The following is a 16,737-nucleotide window of genomic DNA, read 5'->3' as shown; positions in this document are numbered from 1 at the left end:
AAGGACGGAATCTTATTGATTATTTTGCGAGTTTTCCGGCAAATCTTTGCCTCGAATCAAAATTCCACCGCCGGGCAACCTAATAATTTGAAACTCAGGTTCCTTATCTTTTTGCTCCGTTACGCTGGCGGGCTGAGGTTGTTCAACAACAGAAGTTGTTGTAGGAGGCTCTGCGACGGCTTGCTTTCTCGATATAGCAATTACCACGCGTCGGTTTTTGGTTCTGTTTTCTGCGGTATCATTTGACGCAACCGGTTTGAACTCTCCATGCCCCTCTACACTTAAGCGTGCGGGATTGACATCTAAGTTCTGCAATTTCCGTACCACTGCGACGCCACGCGCGCTAGAAAGCTCCCAATTAGAAGGAAACTTTTCCGTATTAATAGGAATATTGTCGGTGTGACCATGCACTAAAACCAGTTGCTGATTGGTGTTTAAATGTTGCGCTACTTCCGCAAGCAAGGGGTCGGCTCCTTCATTGAGTTGATCACTTCCCGACGGAAAAAGTAAACCGCTGCGCAAACTAATGTTTATCCAATCTGAGTTACTGGATATTTGCGCGAGCTCTTGCTCAATAAGACCACCTAAAGATTCTCTTAATCCATTTTCAAGATCTTTAAACTCTTCTGTGCTAGCAAAGTTAGTCGCATCATTACTTCCAGACTCTTCATTTTGATCGATATCTGGCTGCTCAATATTATCGCCAGTAATCGGCTGTAAGCTGCGATTAACTTCTCCCACTTGAATTGGTTTTAGGCTGCGTTGCGGCGTATCAAAGGCTTGTACTAAAGAGTCAGTTAGTAATTTATATTTACTTTCATTAATCTGTGAAATGGAATACATCACAACAAAAAAAGCAAACAGCAGCGTGATAAAGTCTGCATAAGAAATAAGCCAACGTCCGGTGTCTTGCTCATCGTCAAATAAGTTTATACGGTTTCGGCGCATCGGTTTAGCCTACTAAATATCCGTTTAACTTACCCTCGATAACTCGAGGATTTTCTCCTTCTGCAATACAGGCTATCCCCTCAATAAGCATTTCTCGATATTGCGATTGCTGAGCAATAATTGCGCGTAATTTATGATAAATGGGAATAAAAAATAAGTTTGCGAAACCTACACCGTAAATAGTGGCAACAAAAGCCGTGGCAATTCCCGCACCTAATAATTCTGGGTTGCTTAAATTGCCCATTACGTGAATGAGACCTAACACAGCACCCACTATGCCAATCGTTGGCGAATAGCCGCCAATCGACTCATATATTTTTGCTGCCTCTAACAAGTGTTTATCATTAACATCTAACTCAACATACATGGCTTCACGAATTGCTTTAGCGTCATTGCCATCAACTAACATATTTAAGCCTCTCAGCACAAAGGGCTCAATATCTTCTTCTAGTTTTTTTTCTAGTCCAAGCAATCCTTCTCTGCGAGCCACAAAACTCCAATCAGCTATTTGTTTAATACCATCGGCCACGGGCAATACAGGCGGCTTAAAAATCCATTTAGTGATACTGAGCGCTCTCACAAATGTTTTCGCATGCGATTGAACCATGACAGCACCAACACTACCACCGACGACAATCACAAACGCCGATGCGTCTAGTAACGCCTCGATGCTACCGCCTTCGAGTAATTGCCCACTAAAAATCGCAAGAACCGCGATTAAAATGCCAATGATAGTTAACTTATCCATTATATTTGCTTTATCAGTGCAGCTGAAAATTGATCAATAGCCAGTTGCGAATCAACCAAACCCGCTTTTTTTACTGACATAGGCATGCCATAAACTACACAAGAGGCTTCATCTTGCGCCCAAACGGTTCCGCCTTTTTGCTTTATTAAGCGACTTCCCTCAGTTCCATCTGAGCCCATACCCGTTAAAATAATCGCTAACACTTGACCGTTAAAGATTTTCGCCGCTGAACCAAAAGTTAAATCGACTGAAGGAGAAAACTGTAGTCGCGGATCTGTTGGCCTAACTTGTATTCTCGGCTGATTAGCCGAACCACTAAAAACCATTTGCTTTCCGCCCGGAGCAATATAGACATAACCGCGCTGTAAATTCATTCCATCTTGCGCTTCCACCACGTTTAACTTAGATAAACTATTCAATCGCGTCGCAAATGCACCAGTAAAAGTACCGGGCATATGTTGAGTCACAGTAATCGGATAAGGGAAGTTGGCAGGCAAGCTGGCTAGTACTTTCTGTAGCGCAACAGGGCCTCCGGTTGATGCGCCAATAGCCACCAGTTTTAATTGGTTGCTGAGCTTGCTAACAATCGGTTTTGCATTGCCCACTGGACTTTTACGCGCAGGTTGCAATGCGCTTTTATTTTGTACGCTAGGTTGAGACTTTTCAATTGTTGGGCTAGTTCTTACAAATCGTTTGGCGGCACCTAACTCTCTAATCTTTGTTTGTAACTGCATTACTAGATTAGTGTTATCTGAAGAAAGAGACTCATACGACTTCAATAAAAAATCTGTAGCTCCAGCGTCTAGCGCGTCAAGAGTTGTTTTGGCATTTTCATAAGTTAACGATGACAGCATTAATACTTTGGCTTTACAAACCTTAACAATTTCACCTAATGCCGTAATGCCATCCATAATTGGCATTTCAACATCAAGCGTAATTACATCTGGTTGCAAGGCTTCAGCTTTTTGAATTGCTTCACGCCCATTGTTGGCAACTCCAACAATTTTAATATCAGAAACAGCATTTAAAATTGAGCCGACTCGACGGCAAAAAAACTGAGAGTCGTCAACAATAAGTACTTTTATTGCCACTTAATACCCCTCACTTTTATCAATAGATAAACTTTAAATTTGATTTGATTAAGCAGTTTTAGTTTATCCCACATAGTGTTTCAACAAGCTAGGTATATCTACAATAAGCGCAATACCACCATCACTGGTAATAGTAGCTCCCGCCATTCCAGGCGTGCCATGAAGTGATTTTCCTAACGGCTTAATGACAACTTCTTCTTGGCCAATGAGTGAATCAACCACAAAGCCCACTTGCTTAGTTCCAACTTGCACAAGCACAACATGACCTTCTTTTTCTCGTTCACCATTGCCATTTACGGTTAGCCATTCGTTTAAGTAAAACAATGGCAAGGCTTTTTCTCTAACCACTATCATCATTTGACCATCAACAATATTGGTTTTAGTTAAATCTAAATGAAAAATTTCATTAACTGCGGTTAATGGCAATGCAAAAGTTTGCTGCTTTACCTTGACCATCAAAGTCGGCAGTATCGCTAATGTTAATGGTACTTTAATTAATATTTTAGTGCCTTTGCCAAGGGTCGACTCGATAGACAAAGAACCATTTAATTGGGTAATTTTGGTTTTAACCACATCCATACCCACACCACGCCCGGAAATATCAGAAATTTCTTGCTTGGTAGAAAATCCTGCCATAAAAATCAGGTTATAACACTCAACATCGGTCAGTCGATCAGCTTGCTCGCGGTCCATTAGGCCTTTTTCTACGGCAATATCTTTTAAACGCTCGGCATCCATTCCTTTGCCGTCATCTTCAATGGCGAGCATAATATGATCACCCTCTTGCGCGGCAGACAAAATAATTTTACCGTTTCTCGTTTTATCTGCAGCAACACGCTCTTCTGGTGATTCAATTCCGTGATCAACTGAATTTCTAACTAAGTGAACCAGCGGGTCGGCTAAGGCTTCAACTAAATTTTTATCTAAATCGGTTTCTTCACCAATCATTTCTAATGTGATTTCTTTCTTGAGGCTCCGCGCCAAATCTCTCACAACTCTTGGGAATCGACCAAAAACCTTTTTAATTGGTTGCATGCGGGTTTTCATTACCGCACCTTGCAAATCAGCCGTCACAATGTCTAGGTTGCTTATGGCTTTGCCTAAATGTTCATCTTGAGTTTTTTGACCTAATGTTTTTAAGCGGTTACGCGCAAGAACAAGCTCTCCAACCATATTCATAATATCGTCAAGTCGCTTGGTATCAACCCTTACGGTAGCTTCTGCGAGGTTTCCTCCACCTCGTTTAGCAGGCGCTTTACCTCCTGCAGCAGGTTTAGGTTTTGCTGTGTTAGCTGCAGGCGCGACTGGCTTCGCGGCTGCCGGCGGTGGTGGCGGTGGTGGCGGTGGTGGCGGTGGTGGTGGCGGTGAAGCAGCCCCTCCAACATTGCCTTTTGTTGGGCCTGCACCAGCACCATGGAGCTCATCTAACAAAGCTTCAAACTCATCATCATTAATTTCATCTGAATTTGTAGCAGCTGCACTTGGCGCTTTGGAAACGGCTGGGGTGCTAGGAGCAGTAACTGAACCACCCTTGCCATGCAGTTCGTCTAATAGAGATTCAAATTCGTCATCGGTTATTTCATCTCCTGCTTTTGGCTCAACACTCGCTGCAGCTGGAGCTTTAGTCGGCTCTGCAGAACTAATCGACTTACCTTTGCCGTGCAGTTCATCTAATAGCGCTTCAAATTCATCGTCAGTGATGTCATCTGCAGTTGACTCCGCAGAGTCCTCAATTTTAACCTCAGGATTTAACTCAGGTGGTTTAATATCTTTACTAGACTCAGACTGCAGCTCGTCGAGTAGTGCATCAAATTCACTATCCGTAATTTCATCGCTTTCTGCATTCGTGTTTTCGGGTTGAACAGGCGCAGTTTCTGCCGGCACAGCCGGAGCAGCTTCTCCTTCTGCCGTTGCGAAAGTGCCTAATTTAGCCAATAGCTCTCTTTCGGCTGGTTCTGGGTATTCACCATTACGTACACACTCAAACATTTCATTAACAACGTCGAGTGCTTGAAGAATATAATCCATTAAATCGGCGTCAGCTTTTCTGCCGCCATTGCGCAAAATATCAAAAATATTTTCAGTAATATGACAAATTTCAACCAGCGGCTCTAAAGAAAGAAAACCGGCTCCACCTTTGACCGTATGAAAGCCTCTAAAAATACCATTCAGTAAATCCATGTCTTCTGGCTCATTTTCTAAAGCAACCAGCTGCTCAGACATTTCTTCTAGTATTTCCCCAGCTTCGATCAAGAAGTCCTGAAGGATTTCCTCGTCCGCTTCAAACGACATTCAGACCTCCTAAAATCCTAGACTTGAAAGAAGGTCATCTACTTCATCTTGACCACTCACTACATCCGTACGCTTGTCTTTGTTGGTAATGGGGCCTTCAACTCCTTCTTTAACTTTAACCTCACTCGCATTTGAGTGGTAATCATCTAAATTACCAAACATTTTAATTACGTTAACCATGCTCTCTTCAACATCTTGCACCAAGGTAATTACTTGGCGAATCACCTGTCCGGTTAAGTCTTGGTAATCTTGTGCCATTAACACTTCAGATAAGCCACTACGAAGTTGGTCTGATGTATTTTTATTTTTCACTAAATGTGCTTCAATTTTTTTGCACAACTTTCTAAAATCACCCGGCTCTAACTCTCGCCGATAAAGCTTTTGCCATTCATCTAATAGCTCTTGTGAGTCTTTCGAAATGGTATCTGCCATTTGATGACAGTTATCCACTTGATCCATAGTTTTATTAGCCGCAGCTTCAGTTTTCTCAATCACATAGTTTAAGCGGTCTTTTGCATTGGGAATGTCTTGAGCAGCAAGATCGGTAATTTTTGAGTCTAACTGAAAGTTAGTTAATGCTTCATGTAAGTGGCGAGTTAATTTACCTATTTCAACAAATAGATCTTCATTACCATCGTCATTAAGCGAATCGATTAATTCTTGAGCATCTTCAATTTCATCGGCTTCTAAATGGGCTAACAACTCTCTTGTTTGCACAATGGTTTTTTCGAGCTGCTGTTTATCTGATAAATTCATTAGCAATATCCTTTTATTATCAAAAGCCTTAGCTTTCGATGCGCTCGAAAATTTTACTTAACTTTTCGTTTAATGTTGCGGCGGTAAAAGGCTTTACAATGTATCCATTGACACCTGCTTGGGCTGCTTCAATTATTTGTTCACGTTTCGACTCAGCAGTTACCATTAATACAGGTAAAGTTTTGAGTTTGTCATCAGCTCTAACGGCTTTAAGTAAGTCGATACCTTGCATACCAGGCATATTCCAGTCAGTGACTAAGAAGTCAAAATTACCCGTTTGTAACATAGGTAAAGCCGTATTGCCGTCATCAGCTTCATGGGTGTTGGTAAACCCGAGATCTCTGAGTAGATTCTTAATTATCCGACGCATCGTCGAAAAATCATCTACTACTAAGATTTTCATATTCTTGTCCAAAGTCTATCTCCGGTTGGATTTTTCAATAGGTTAAAGTTATTTAAAAAATTATAGTTTTTAAGAAGTTACCTTAAATTTAGTCAAGAATACTTATTTCTTCCAATCTTTTAATCGAGATTGTAGTCTCAACATCGCCTGACTGTTAATTTGGCTAATTCGTGACTCACTAACTCCAAGCACTTCACCAATTTCTTTTAAGTTTAATTCTTCATCATAATAAAGCGCTAAAACAAGCTTTTCTCGCTCTGGTAGCGATGAAATAGCACCAGCTAATGAGTTTCTAAAGTCTTCTTTTTGTATTCTTTCTTCTGGGGTTAGGCCACTATCTGACAAACCTTGGCTAAAATACTCTTCATCTACCCCCATACCGTCGAAGTCCATCATATGACCATTGCTAACTTCCATTAGCATTTGTCGATAATCATCTACTTCAACACCTAGTCTTTCTGCGACTTCGGTATCTCGGGCGTCTCGCCCTGTTTCTTGTTCTATGTCAGCAATCGCTGCGGCAATTGAGCGCGAGTTCTTATGCACCGAGCGTGGTACCCAATCACCACGGCGTATTTCATCAATCATGGCACCGCGAATTCTTATTCCCGCAAAGGTTTCAAAGCTTGCACCTTTACTCGCGTCAAAGTTATTACGGGCTTCCAATAGCCCGAGCATTCCTGCCTGTAATAAATCGTCCAGTAACACACTCGCCGGTAGCCTTGCCATAACATGATGCGCTATGCGTTTGACTAACGGAGCATAACGCGAGGCAAAGTCATCCTGTTGAACTCGACTGTAGGTATCCGCACCTGTCACACTGTTTTCTCGTCTATAGTTTGCAAATATTCGTTGTTCACATTGAATTAGTTGACTTAATTATTTTGCGTTAAGCGAAAACTAAGAAACTAATCGCTCCATAAAAAACTGTATATAACCACTGGCATCTTTAGGTGTTGGCCACTGCTGTACTTTTTTGGCCAGGCTTTTAATCGCAATCGCAGCGGGGCTTCGAGGAAAAGCATCAACTAACGGCTTTTGCTTCTTTACCGATTTACGTACGTTTTCATCAAAAGGAATCGATCCCATATAATCTAAGGTAACGTCTAAAAAGCGGCCGCATACACCATTTAGCTTTGCGTAAAGCTCGCGCCCTTCTTGGCTTGTTCTCACCATATTAGCGAGCACGTGAAACCTAACTAAGCCGTGGTCTTTGTTTAATACTTTCATTAAAGCATAAGCATCGGTGATTGAAGTAGGCTCGTCACAAACCACGGTTAATACATCTTGGGCAGCTCGGGTAAAGCTAACAACCATGTCAGTAATTCCGGCGGCAGTGTCAACAATTAGAAAATCAATATTGTCGCCTATATCGCTGAAAGCTTGAATAATTCCGGCGTGTTCAGCTTTAGATAGTTCGGCCATATTTTGGGTGCCGGAAGACGCAGGTACAATTTTTATACCTGATGGACCTTCCAAAACCGTGTCTTTTAACTCACACTCTCCACGCAAAACATGAGATAAATTGTGCTTAGTATGCAGCCCTAACATTACGTCGACATTGGCAAGACCAAGATCTGCGTCTAGTAACATGACTTTATGGCCTAACTGGCTTAACGCCACCGCGAGATTAACCGATACATTGGTTTTTCCAACCCCGCCTTTTCCGCCTGTCACCGCAATGACCTTTACTGGCTTTGATTGATTTCTAGACACAATATCCACAACCTTATTCAAAAAAGAGTGCTCCTCTCCAAAATATGACTAAAAATAATTAGTTAGCTTATCTTTTCAATCTTTTAACCTACTTCTAAGCATAGATCATTTTGGAATTTTTGTGAGTTTGATTATAAATTTTTTCCTTAGGCACTTTTTACTCGCTCAAATGACTGAGCTAAATCCCATTCATCTGTGTGCCGAGGAAACTTATTGGCTAGCCAAACGGCCTTTGAAACTAAATGATGACTTTTTGCAGCCCTTATATCTTCTGGGATCCGCTGTCCATCGGTGGTAAATATTACGGGAATTTGAGACTTCAACACACTGCTCAAAATTTCACCCATTCCCGCCGCTTCGTCGAGTTTGGTAATAGTAATAAATTCGGGCTTAAAACGGCTAAATAATGTTAATGACTTGTCTAGTACCCGGCTTTGACTGGCGGCAGACATTAAAAGCACCTTTTTAATTGGCAAACGGCACTCAGATATTGACTCTAGTGGCCGGCTTAATTGGTTATCTTCATTACTAATGCCTGCGGTATCGATCAAAATTAGCTTTTTATCGGCAAATTTCTTTATTTGACGCTCGAGATCGTCGGCATCAGTAACTTTAGCTACCGGGAGTTGTAATATTTTTCCAAAAGTAGCTAACTGCTCTTGTGCAGAAATTCGGTAATTGTCGGTGGTAATCAATGCAACTGAATTGGCGCCATGCTTTATGACATAGCGGGCCGCAAGTTTGGCTATTGTGGTAGTTTTACCTACCCCAGTGGGTCCCATAAATGCGTAAATCCCGCCGTTTTCAAGTAGGTTGTTATCTACAACGGGGAGCGACTTAGCAAGTGTGGCTAAGGTTTGTTGCCACTGACATTCTGGATCTTGTTCAAGATCAACTTGGGGAGAAATTTTTTGCACTATGTCAAAATCTAACCCTAAATTAGCTAATCGGCGGGTAATCATAGCGCTAACAGGGTTGTTTTCTGTGTAACGATTCCAAGCGATACCTTTAAGCTGCTCAGACATCATATTGCGCATTAAGCTTAACTCTTCGCGCATTGCTTGCAAGCTTGGGTCAAGACTCCACTCTACTTGCTGTTGACGACTATTTGGCTTAGGAATAGTCTGATGCTCTCTCTGCAAGGCTTGCTTGGCAATAGAGTCAACCATTTTAGCTTGTTCACTTTGATCAAGGTGCGCTCTCAAACCAGGAGTTGGTTGCGTTTGCTGCGCTTGCTTTAATACTCGCTCTAAGCCTTCACTAAAGCCTTGGCTACTTGGCTCCGTTTGTTCAGCGCCATTATTTTGGATTGCTGTTGGGCTCTGTACTGGTGCTGAGTGGTGAACTGGTGACGATTGAAACTGAGCTTCACTTTGAGCAGCTGCTTCAGCGCCTAAATGATCATTCTGATTAGACTCAGTTTGCACACAGGTTTGTGGCTTAGTTTTTATAAGCTCTTCCGCTAAGTTTTGGCTATGACTTAATGACGAGCGGCCTTTACTCATATTTTTGGCGGCTTCTGGGACTAGAGATTCGTCGTAGTCTAGCGCGGCTATGACTTCGACCCCGCCAGGCACTTTTTTATTCGACAAAATTGCGGCGTCGTTACCAAACTCTTCTGTAACTTGGCGTAACGCAGCGCGTAAATTTGCTCCATAAAATCGTCTTATTTTCATATCAATAGTATCTCTAGTCTAATCGCCCACTACAAAGTCAGTTTGTAGGTAACGGCAAGTTTGAATTACAACTCAGTGACGCACTAACTTAAATTGCTCACTTTACACAACAGTTAAACTAGTTTTGCTCTACATTACCGACAGTTGCAATGACTTTAATTTGTTTATTGTCTGGAACTTCTTGGTAACTTAATACATGTAAGCCTTTAATTCCAAAACGAGCAAATTTAGCCAGTGAAGGTCGTAATGCTGGTGCCGTAAGCAATACCGCTGGTTGGCCAGCTGCTTCCTGTTGTGCTACCACATCACGTAGCGACGACTGAATTCTATCTGCCAGCCCAGGTTCAATCCCGACTGAGTCGCCACCACCACTTGATAATGACTGCTGCAATATTTGTTCCAAGTCTGGAGCTAATGTTACTACGGGTATTTCTTGCGCTAACCCATTGATATTCTGAATAATTAGTCGGCTAAGTGCAATTCTTACTGCGCCTGTTAAAACGGCGGGATCTTGACTTCTATTAGAGTACTCCGCCAAAGTTTCGGCGATCGTGCGCATATCTTTTAAAGGCACTTGCTCTAACAACAAGTTTTGCAGCACTTTAACGAGCGTTCCTAGCGGCACATTGTCAGGCACTAAGCTTTCCGCCAATTTAGGTGCGGTTTTTGCTAATCCTTTTAACATTTGCTCTGCTTCTTCGTGCCCAAAAAGCTCAGCTGCATGGTTTTGTATAAGATGGCTTAAATGAGTCGCAATAACGGTACTGGCATCAACTACGGTATAACCCAAAGCTTGGGCGTTATCTTTTTGCTCAGATTCGATCCATACAGCCTCTAATCCAAATGCCGGATCTTGAGTACTAATCCCTTCTAAGTTACCAAAAACCTGGCCTGGATTAATCGCCATTTCTTTATCTGGATAAACTTCTGCTTCGCCGACCGTTGCACCCAAAATTGCAATTCGATAAGCATTGGGTGATAAGTCTAAGTTATCTCTTATGTGCACGGGCGAAACTAAAAATCCAAGCTCTTGTGATATTTTTTTGCGAACGCCTTTTATCCGTCCCATCAGTTTTCCATCTTGCGCTGGGTCGACCATTGGAATTAATCGATAACCTACTTCTAGCCCAATTTGATCAACCGGAGGGACATCTTCCCAACTGAGCTCTTTAATTGTTGGCGCTTCGGGTGCGGCTTGTAGCTCTTGTGCCTCTTGCGCTTGCGCTTGAACCGCTTCTTTAGCGAGCTTAAGCTGCATATAATAACCTAATCCAATTGCCGCAAATGCGAGGGTTAAAAAAGCTAAGTGAGGCATCCCCGGAATAACACCCATAATGAACAAAACACCGCCACTAATATAAAGCGCTTTCGGCTTAGTCACTAATTGAGCGATTAATTGCTCTCCCATGTTCTGCGCTGCGTTTTGCCGCGTTACCATAATCGCAGCAGATGTTGATAATAAAATGGCTGGAATTTGTGCCACTAAACCATCACCAATTGTTAATAGCGCGTAATATTTCATTGCAGTCGAAAAATCTAAACTATGTTGCCCCATACCAATAGCAACACCGCCTAGTATGTTGATTAAAAGAATTAACAAACCAGCCACCGCGTCACCGCGCACAAATTTAGAAGCACCATCCATTGCACCGTAAAAATCTGCTTCTTGTGAAACTTCTTGGCGTCGCTCACGAGCCTCTTCTTGAGTTAATAACCCTGCGTTTAAATCGGCATCAATTGCCATTTGCTTACCCGGCATTGCATCTAAAGTGAAACGCGCGCTCACTTCTGAAATTCTGCCTGCGCCTTTGGTTACTACGACAAAATTAATGATGACTAATATTGCAAACACCACCAGTCCAACAGCGTAATTTCCACCAATCACGACAGAGCCAAAAGACTCAATAACACTACCCGCAGCACCTGCACCAGTATGCCCATTAATTAGCACAACCCGAGTCGAGGCAACATTTAAAGCCAAACGCATTAATGTAGTCACAAGCAAAATCGTAGGAAACACAGCAAAGTCTAATGGCCGGTTGGCGTATACCGTAGCTAGCAATACCACGAGTGCTAAGGAAATATTAAAAGTAAATAAAATATCCAAGATAGGGGTTGGCATTGGCAATACCATCATGCCTAAAAGCACCAACAATAAAATAGGCGTGCCTAACCCAGAAAGGCTTCTTGATGAAAATTTTTGTCCTGCTAGTTCTGCCATAAATTACTCTTTAACATGCATTGTATTTACTGGTTTAAACATAACTTAATGTTTAAACTCATCAGGAATTGGAATATCGCCCAAAGGCTTAGGTTTGTCCGCTTTGCCTTGCATAAAACTACGCATTTGAAATATATATGCGAGCGCTTGTGCAACCGCTAAATAAAGTCCGTTAGGCACTTCATGATCAATTTCTGTTGTGTGGTAGATCGCTCTCGCTAGTGGCGGCATCGGTAAAATTGGCACATCATTGGCAATTGCCACTTTTCTAATTTGCATGGCGATAATATCAACACCTTTAGCTACGACTTTAGGTGCGCCAGATTTAATCGGGTCATATTTTAGCGCCACTGAATAATGCTCTGGGTTAGTTACAACAACATCGGCATCGGGAATAGCGTCCATCATTCTTTTTTGCGCTAACTCTCGCTGAACTTGTCGTATTTTTCCTTTAACTTCTGGACGACCTTCCGACTCTTTATATTCATCTTTGACTTCTTGCTTGGTCATTTTAAGCTGCTTAGCATGATTCCAAATTTGATAAGGCACATCGATTAGGGCAATAATTAATAGCGATAAAGAAATTAAAAAAAAGCTTCTCGCGACTAAATCCATAGAGCGGCCAATTCCGGCAGTAACCGAGCCATTTCCTAACCCGACCAATTCGGGGAACACTTGCAGCATGACTAAATAACCAACCAAAAAAACGACCCCAACTTTAGCAAGTGCTTTTACCAACTCCATTAAGGCATGCATACCAAACATACGCTTAAAGCCTTTAGCCGGAGACATTCGGTTAGCTTGTGGCGCAAAAGCTTTACTACTAAAAGACAAGCCGCCAGTTAACAACGATGAGAATAATGCGATAGAAAATAAAATAAGAAAAAATGGCGCTGTAGCAACAATCACATCACCCAACAACTCAGCCAATGCATTGAGCATAAATTTTTCATTAAATATATGCTTCCTGTCTGGCGAAAAAGCTTTGCCTGCGGCTTCTGCAAAGCCTTTCCCCATAGGAGTTGAAAAGCTATACAACAGGGTAGAAGCGGCCATTAAGAGCAATGCGGTCGTTAGCTCTTTTGAGCGCGCAACTTGGCCTTTTTCTCGCGCTTCTTTTAAGCGCTTGGGAGTGGCCTGTTCTGAACGTTCTCCAGCATCATTTTGAGCCATAATTTAGCACTCCGCTCCAACCATGCTACACATTAAAGTTGCAGCTAAACTTAATTGTGACTCAAAGTGCGGAATAAAATAACTCAAGGTCAACCAAACTAATATTAAGCCAGACAACATAGTCATAGGAAAACCAACTGCAAAAACATTAATTTGCGGCGCAGCACGAGTCATAACGCCAAATGACAAGTTAACAATAAGTAAGCTTGCAATACTAACCAAAGCCATTAACAAGGCGGTGGCAAACACCCACTTAGCCCAGCTAACAAGCTGCCATGCCATTGTCCAAATTGGCTCTGGACTATTAATGGGAAAGCTAGTAAAGCTTTCAACAACAATTCTTAACATTAAAGAGTGACCATTTAATGCCAAAAATAATAGTGTACTCATTAATAGAAAAAATTGACCTAGTGCAGGAACACTCGTACCGTTTGAAGGATCAACTAACGAAGCAAAACCTAATCCAGATTGCATAGCTATGATTTGAGCGCCTACAACAAAAGTTTCTAACATTAAGCGACTAACAAATCCCAACATCACCCCGATTAATGTTTGCTCTATTACTAACAATGTGCCTTCGCCGGTAAACAATTTCACTTCGGGAATAGCAGGTAACGTTGGCGCAACTAAAATGGTTATAGCAACTGCAAATAATAACCGAAAGCGTGGTGGAAAGTTACGTGAACCAATCACAGCTAAAGTCATTAAAAAGCCAGACAAACGCGCAAATGGCAAAATATATAAAGCCATAGTTGCGAGAATTTGCTCTGCACTTATTAACAATTTAACGCTCCCCTAACCGATTAACTGAGGAATTGAAAGGTAAAGCTCATTGGCAAATCCAACTAAAGTAGCAAATATCCAATTAGCTAAAAATATCATTGTACCTAGCGTGACGAGTAGCCTTGGTAAGAAAGAAAGTGTTTGTTCATTGATACTGGTAGCAGCCTGAAAAATAGCCACAATCAGGCCTACAATTAGCCCAGGAACAACCACCGCAGCGACTAACAGAATAATCACATAAAGTGCGTTTTGAAACACTTCAACTACTATTTCGGGTGTCATTTAGCTTCTCCCATGAAAGTAGTTATGTAAAACTAGTGGCTAAAGTACCAACAACTAAGGCCCAGCCATCGACTAGTACAAAAAGCATAATTTTAAATGGTAACGATATAATTAATGGAGACAGCATCATCATACCCATTGCCATTAAAATACTGGCGATAACTAAATCAATAATTAAAAAAGGGATAAATAATAAAAAGCCAATTTGAAAAGCGGTTTTAAGTTCGCTGATAATAAAAGCTGGAACCAACACTTTAAAAGGAATGCTTTCGCCTTCATTTAAAGGTGGCGTGCCAGAGAGTTCCATAAACAATACAATATCGCTTTCTCTGGTTTGCATTGTCATAAACTCGCTAAATGGTGCTTGTGCGTTACTAATAGCTTGTTGCGCATTAATGCTTTCATTTAAATAAGGTTGTACTGAGTTAGTATTTACCTGCTCAATAACGGGCGACATAATGAAAAAAGTTAAAAACAAGCTTAACCCAATCAGTATTTGATTAGACGGTGTTTGCTGCATTCCGAGGGCTTGCCTTAAGATAGCAAATACAACGGTTACACGAATAAATGAAGTCATCATCATGACAATTGCTGGTAAAAATGTTAGCAATGTCATTAACCCAAGTACTTGTAAGGTCACACTGTACTCTTGGTTACCAGACTCGTTAGTTTCTACAGATAAAACAGGGATCCCAGTATCGGCACTAACCGAGTTAGCTATAAAAATTAATCCGATTACCAATAGACTTTTAAACTTCATACGGCATCTCTGCTAATTGGCTTTTTGGCTTGCTTGGCTTGCTCAAACCGCTTTTGAGGGTTCATTAATTGCTGCATTACTTTTTCAAAAGGCATTTTGACAGCTTTTTTTTCAATTTTATTTTCTAGCTCGCAAACTTTGTTGATTGAGTGCGCGGTAACGCCTAATACTAATTGCTTATCTTGAATTTCTACGATAACCAGCTTTTCTTTACTACCAATACTTTGCGACTCAATCACTTTAATATTGTTAGAAACTATATTGAGACTCGTAAATCGCTTTAATAAAAAAGCTAAAAAAAAGATCACTACCAAAACTAAAAATAGTCCAACCAGCATTGAGCTAATATTATTTGCAGGGCTAACGCTAAGCGTATTTTTTTCTATTGACTCTTGCGCCTGAATAGAAAAAGCAACGCTAGTTAGCAATAACGCACTGGCGTATCGAGCAGAACAAATTAAGTAAGCTAAAAAAGTTTTCATCAGTTGCCTAGCGCTTATTTAAGTTTCTTAATTCGTTCAGACGGGCTCATTACATCTGTTAGCCGAATACCATATTTTTCGTTCACCACTACCACTTCGCCGTGGGCAATTAAAGTACCATTCACCATAACATCTAATGGTTCACCGGCTAATCGGTCAAGTTCAACTACCGAACCTTGTGTTAGTTGCAATAAGTTGCGGATTGGAATTTGAGTACGCCCTACTTCCATTGAAAGTGAAACCGGAATATCTAAAATAACATCAAGCTTCTCATTATCAACAGACTGAGAACTACCTTCATCTTCTTCTAGTTGAGGCATTTCTGCGCTTTGCGATTCTGACTCTGCTTGCTCGTTCATTGCATCTGCCCAATCGTCAGTGCCGTTATCTTCACCTGCCATGAATTAATCCTCTACAATCGAACGCATGATATGTTCACGCGAAATCTGTTCTTTAATTTTTACTGCCATATAGCCATTAGATGTACCAAAACTCGCTCTAAAGCATGGCATGTTGCCAGCATTTAAAGTCACTTGATCTGGTAACTCGATGGGTATAATGTCACCCTCTTTAAAATCCATTACATCGCGTAAGCTCACTTCTGTTTCAACCAAAGTGCTACTGAGTTCGACTTCTGCGGTTAAAATTTCTTCACGCAAAGTATCAGTCCAGCGATCGTCTACGTCATCGCGATCGCTTTGAATACCAGCATCTAACTTGTCCCGAATGGGCTCTAGCATTGAGTATGGAATGGTGACATGAAAATTACCGCCACCACCATCAAGCTCAATATTAAAACTGCACACACACACTACTTCACTCGGACTTACAATTGTCGCTAGCGCAGGGTTAACTTCTGAATCCATATATTCAAAGTCTACCTTCATTACCGGAGACCAGGCTTCGCGTAAATCGACAAAGGCTTGTTGCAAAAGCAATTGAATAATGCGTCTTTCAGTTGGAGTAAATTCTCGGCCTTCTATTTTTGCATGGAAACGTCCGTCTCCACCAAAGAAGTTATCAACCAAAATAAAGACTAATTTGGCTTCTAAGGTAAATAAAGCGGTACCTCTTAATGGTTTTATTTTCACCATATTAAGGCTGGTAGGAACAAACAAACTATGAATGTACTCACTAAACTTTATCATTTGTATGCCATTCACAGAAATTTCAGCGCTTCGCCGCATCATATTAAACAGGCTTATTCTCATATGACGTGCAAAACGCTCATTAACCATTTCTAGCGAAGGCATTCGCCCGCGGACAATACGATCTTGTGAAGAAAAATCATAAGGCCGAGCAACCGAGGGATCTAGCGAATCCTCATCGGTATCAATATCACCATCGTCGACACCATGTAATAGCGCATCGATTTCATCTTGGCTTAATAAATCAGACATATATCA

The 16,737-nt window shown here is 41.4% G+C and carries 17 protein-coding genes; all 17 read right to left on the bottom strand.

Annotated features, from left to right (window positions below; all coding sequences use genetic code 11):
- Positions 1–12 precede the first annotated feature (12 nt).
- The 17 genes from ACUR5C_RS05750 to fliM all read right to left on the bottom strand — a co-directional run bounded on the left by ACUR5C_RS05750 (position 13) and on the right by fliM (position 16,731).
- Positions 13–948, bottom strand: a complete 936-nt coding sequence (locus tag ACUR5C_RS05750) for an OmpA family protein (protein ID WP_454467404.1) — start codon at positions 946–948, stop codon at positions 13–15.
- Between the two features lie 4 nt (positions 949–952).
- Positions 953–1,696 carry a flagellar motor protein gene (locus ACUR5C_RS05745; protein WP_454467403.1) on the bottom strand — a complete coding sequence of 248 codons (744 nt, stop codon included), beginning with the start codon at positions 1,694–1,696 and terminating at the stop codon, positions 953–955.
- Entirely contained in the window at positions 1,696–2,787 is a 1,092-nt protein-coding gene (locus ACUR5C_RS05740; protein WP_454467402.1) for a protein-glutamate methylesterase/protein-glutamine glutaminase, read from the bottom strand. The genes ACUR5C_RS05745 and ACUR5C_RS05740 overlap by 1 nt, the downstream gene beginning before the upstream one ends.
- Before the next feature lie 63 nt (positions 2,788–2,850).
- A complete protein-coding gene (locus ACUR5C_RS05735; RefSeq protein ID WP_454467401.1) occupies positions 2,851–5,079 on the bottom strand; it encodes a chemotaxis protein CheA in 2,229 nt (742 codons plus the stop codon).
- 9 nt (positions 5,080–5,088) lie between these two features.
- Entirely contained in the window at positions 5,089–5,835 is a 747-nt protein-coding gene (locus ACUR5C_RS05730) for a protein phosphatase CheZ (RefSeq protein ID WP_454467400.1), read from the bottom strand.
- A 28-nt stretch (positions 5,836–5,863) separates the two neighbouring features.
- Entirely contained in the window at positions 5,864–6,238 is a 375-nt protein-coding gene (gene cheY, locus ACUR5C_RS05725) for a chemotaxis response regulator CheY (protein WP_454467399.1), read from the bottom strand.
- A 102-nt stretch (positions 6,239–6,340) separates the two neighbouring features.
- Positions 6,341–7,057 (bottom strand): RNA polymerase sigma factor FliA, encoded by a 717-nt coding sequence (locus tag ACUR5C_RS05720; RefSeq protein ID WP_454467398.1) that lies wholly within the window; start codon positions 7,055–7,057, stop codon positions 6,341–6,343.
- Between the two features lie 81 nt (positions 7,058–7,138).
- Positions 7,139–7,975 (bottom strand): MinD/ParA family protein, encoded by an 837-nt coding sequence (locus ACUR5C_RS05715; protein ID WP_454467397.1) that lies wholly within the window; start codon positions 7,973–7,975, stop codon positions 7,139–7,141.
- A gap of 125 nt (positions 7,976–8,100) precedes the next feature.
- Positions 8,101–9,630: a flagellar biosynthesis GTPase FlhF gene (gene flhF, locus ACUR5C_RS05710; protein WP_454467396.1), complete on the bottom strand. Its 1,530-nt coding sequence runs from the start codon at positions 9,628–9,630 to the stop codon at positions 8,101–8,103.
- A gap of 118 nt (positions 9,631–9,748) precedes the next feature.
- Complete coding sequence (gene flhA, locus ACUR5C_RS05705) at positions 9,749–11,851, bottom strand: flagellar biosynthesis protein FlhA (protein WP_454467395.1); 2,103 nt, start codon at positions 11,849–11,851, stop codon at positions 9,749–9,751.
- Between the two features lie 45 nt (positions 11,852–11,896).
- Positions 11,897–13,024, bottom strand: coding sequence for a flagellar biosynthesis protein FlhB (flhB, locus tag ACUR5C_RS05700; protein ID WP_454467394.1), 1,128 nt, complete (start codon positions 13,022–13,024; stop codon positions 11,897–11,899).
- A gap of 3 nt (positions 13,025–13,027) precedes the next feature.
- Entirely contained in the window at positions 13,028–13,807 is a 780-nt protein-coding gene (gene fliR / locus ACUR5C_RS05695) for a flagellar biosynthetic protein FliR (RefSeq protein WP_454467393.1), read from the bottom strand.
- A 12-nt stretch (positions 13,808–13,819) separates the two neighbouring features.
- Positions 13,820–14,089 (bottom strand): flagellar biosynthesis protein FliQ, encoded by a 270-nt coding sequence (gene fliQ / locus ACUR5C_RS05690; RefSeq protein WP_454467392.1) that lies wholly within the window; start codon positions 14,087–14,089, stop codon positions 13,820–13,822.
- Positions 14,090–14,111: 22 nt separating this feature from the next.
- Positions 14,112–14,849 carry a flagellar type III secretion system pore protein FliP gene (gene fliP, locus ACUR5C_RS05685; protein ID WP_454467391.1) on the bottom strand — a complete coding sequence of 246 codons (738 nt, stop codon included), beginning with the start codon at positions 14,847–14,849 and terminating at the stop codon, positions 14,112–14,114.
- Positions 14,846–15,331 carry a flagellar biosynthetic protein FliO gene (fliO, locus tag ACUR5C_RS05680; protein WP_454467390.1) on the bottom strand — a complete coding sequence of 162 codons (486 nt, stop codon included), beginning with the start codon at positions 15,329–15,331 and terminating at the stop codon, positions 14,846–14,848. Before fliO ends, fliP begins: the two co-directional genes overlap by 4 nt.
- 14 nt (positions 15,332–15,345) lie before the next feature.
- Entirely contained in the window at positions 15,346–15,732 is a 387-nt protein-coding gene (gene fliN, locus ACUR5C_RS05675; RefSeq protein WP_454467389.1) for a flagellar motor switch protein FliN, read from the bottom strand.
- A gap of 3 nt (positions 15,733–15,735) precedes the next feature.
- Positions 15,736–16,731, bottom strand: coding sequence for a flagellar motor switch protein FliM (gene fliM, locus ACUR5C_RS05670; protein ID WP_454467388.1), 996 nt, complete (start codon positions 16,729–16,731; stop codon positions 15,736–15,738).
- Between the last annotated feature and the right edge of the window lie 6 nt (positions 16,732–16,737).

This window comes from Aliikangiella aequoris, from assembly GCF_053709105.1.
This window is presented reverse-complemented; position numbering and strand designations above follow the sequence as displayed.

Coding starts and splice junctions, on each gene's coding strand:
- fliQ (WP_454467392.1), bottom strand. CDS start 14,089: ATGACACCCGAAATAGTAGTTGAAGTGTTTCAAAACGCACTTTATGTG.
- fliO (WP_454467390.1), bottom strand. CDS start 15,331: ATGAAAACTTTTTTAGCTTACTTAATTTGTTCTGCTCGATACGCCAGT.
- ACUR5C_RS05730 (WP_454467400.1), bottom strand. CDS start 5,835: ATGAATTTATCAGATAAACAGCAGCTCGAAAAAACCATTGTGCAAACA.
- ACUR5C_RS05735 (WP_454467401.1), bottom strand. CDS start 5,079: ATGTCGTTTGAAGCGGACGAGGAAATCCTTCAGGACTTCTTGATCGAA.
- fliP (WP_454467391.1), bottom strand. CDS start 14,849: ATGAAGTTTAAAAGTCTATTGGTAATCGGATTAATTTTTATAGCTAAC.
- flhA (WP_454467395.1), bottom strand. CDS start 11,851: ATGGCAGAACTAGCAGGACAAAAATTTTCATCAAGAAGCCTTTCTGGG.
- cheY (WP_454467399.1), bottom strand. CDS start 6,238: ATGAAAATCTTAGTAGTAGATGATTTTTCGACGATGCGTCGGATAATT.
- fliM (WP_454467388.1), bottom strand. CDS start 16,731: ATGTCTGATTTATTAAGCCAAGATGAAATCGATGCGCTATTACATGGT.
- ACUR5C_RS05745 (WP_454467403.1), bottom strand. CDS start 1,696: ATGGATAAGTTAACTATCATTGGCATTTTAATCGCGGTTCTTGCGATT.
- fliN (WP_454467389.1), bottom strand. CDS start 15,732: ATGGCAGGTGAAGATAACGGCACTGACGATTGGGCAGATGCAATGAAC.
- flhF (WP_454467396.1), bottom strand. CDS start 9,630: ATGAAAATAAGACGATTTTATGGAGCAAATTTACGCGCTGCGTTACGC.
- ACUR5C_RS05750 (WP_454467404.1), bottom strand. CDS start 948: ATGCGCCGAAACCGTATAAACTTATTTGACGATGAGCAAGACACCGGA.
- flhB (WP_454467394.1), bottom strand. CDS start 13,024: ATGGCTCAAAATGATGCTGGAGAACGTTCAGAACAGGCCACTCCCAAG.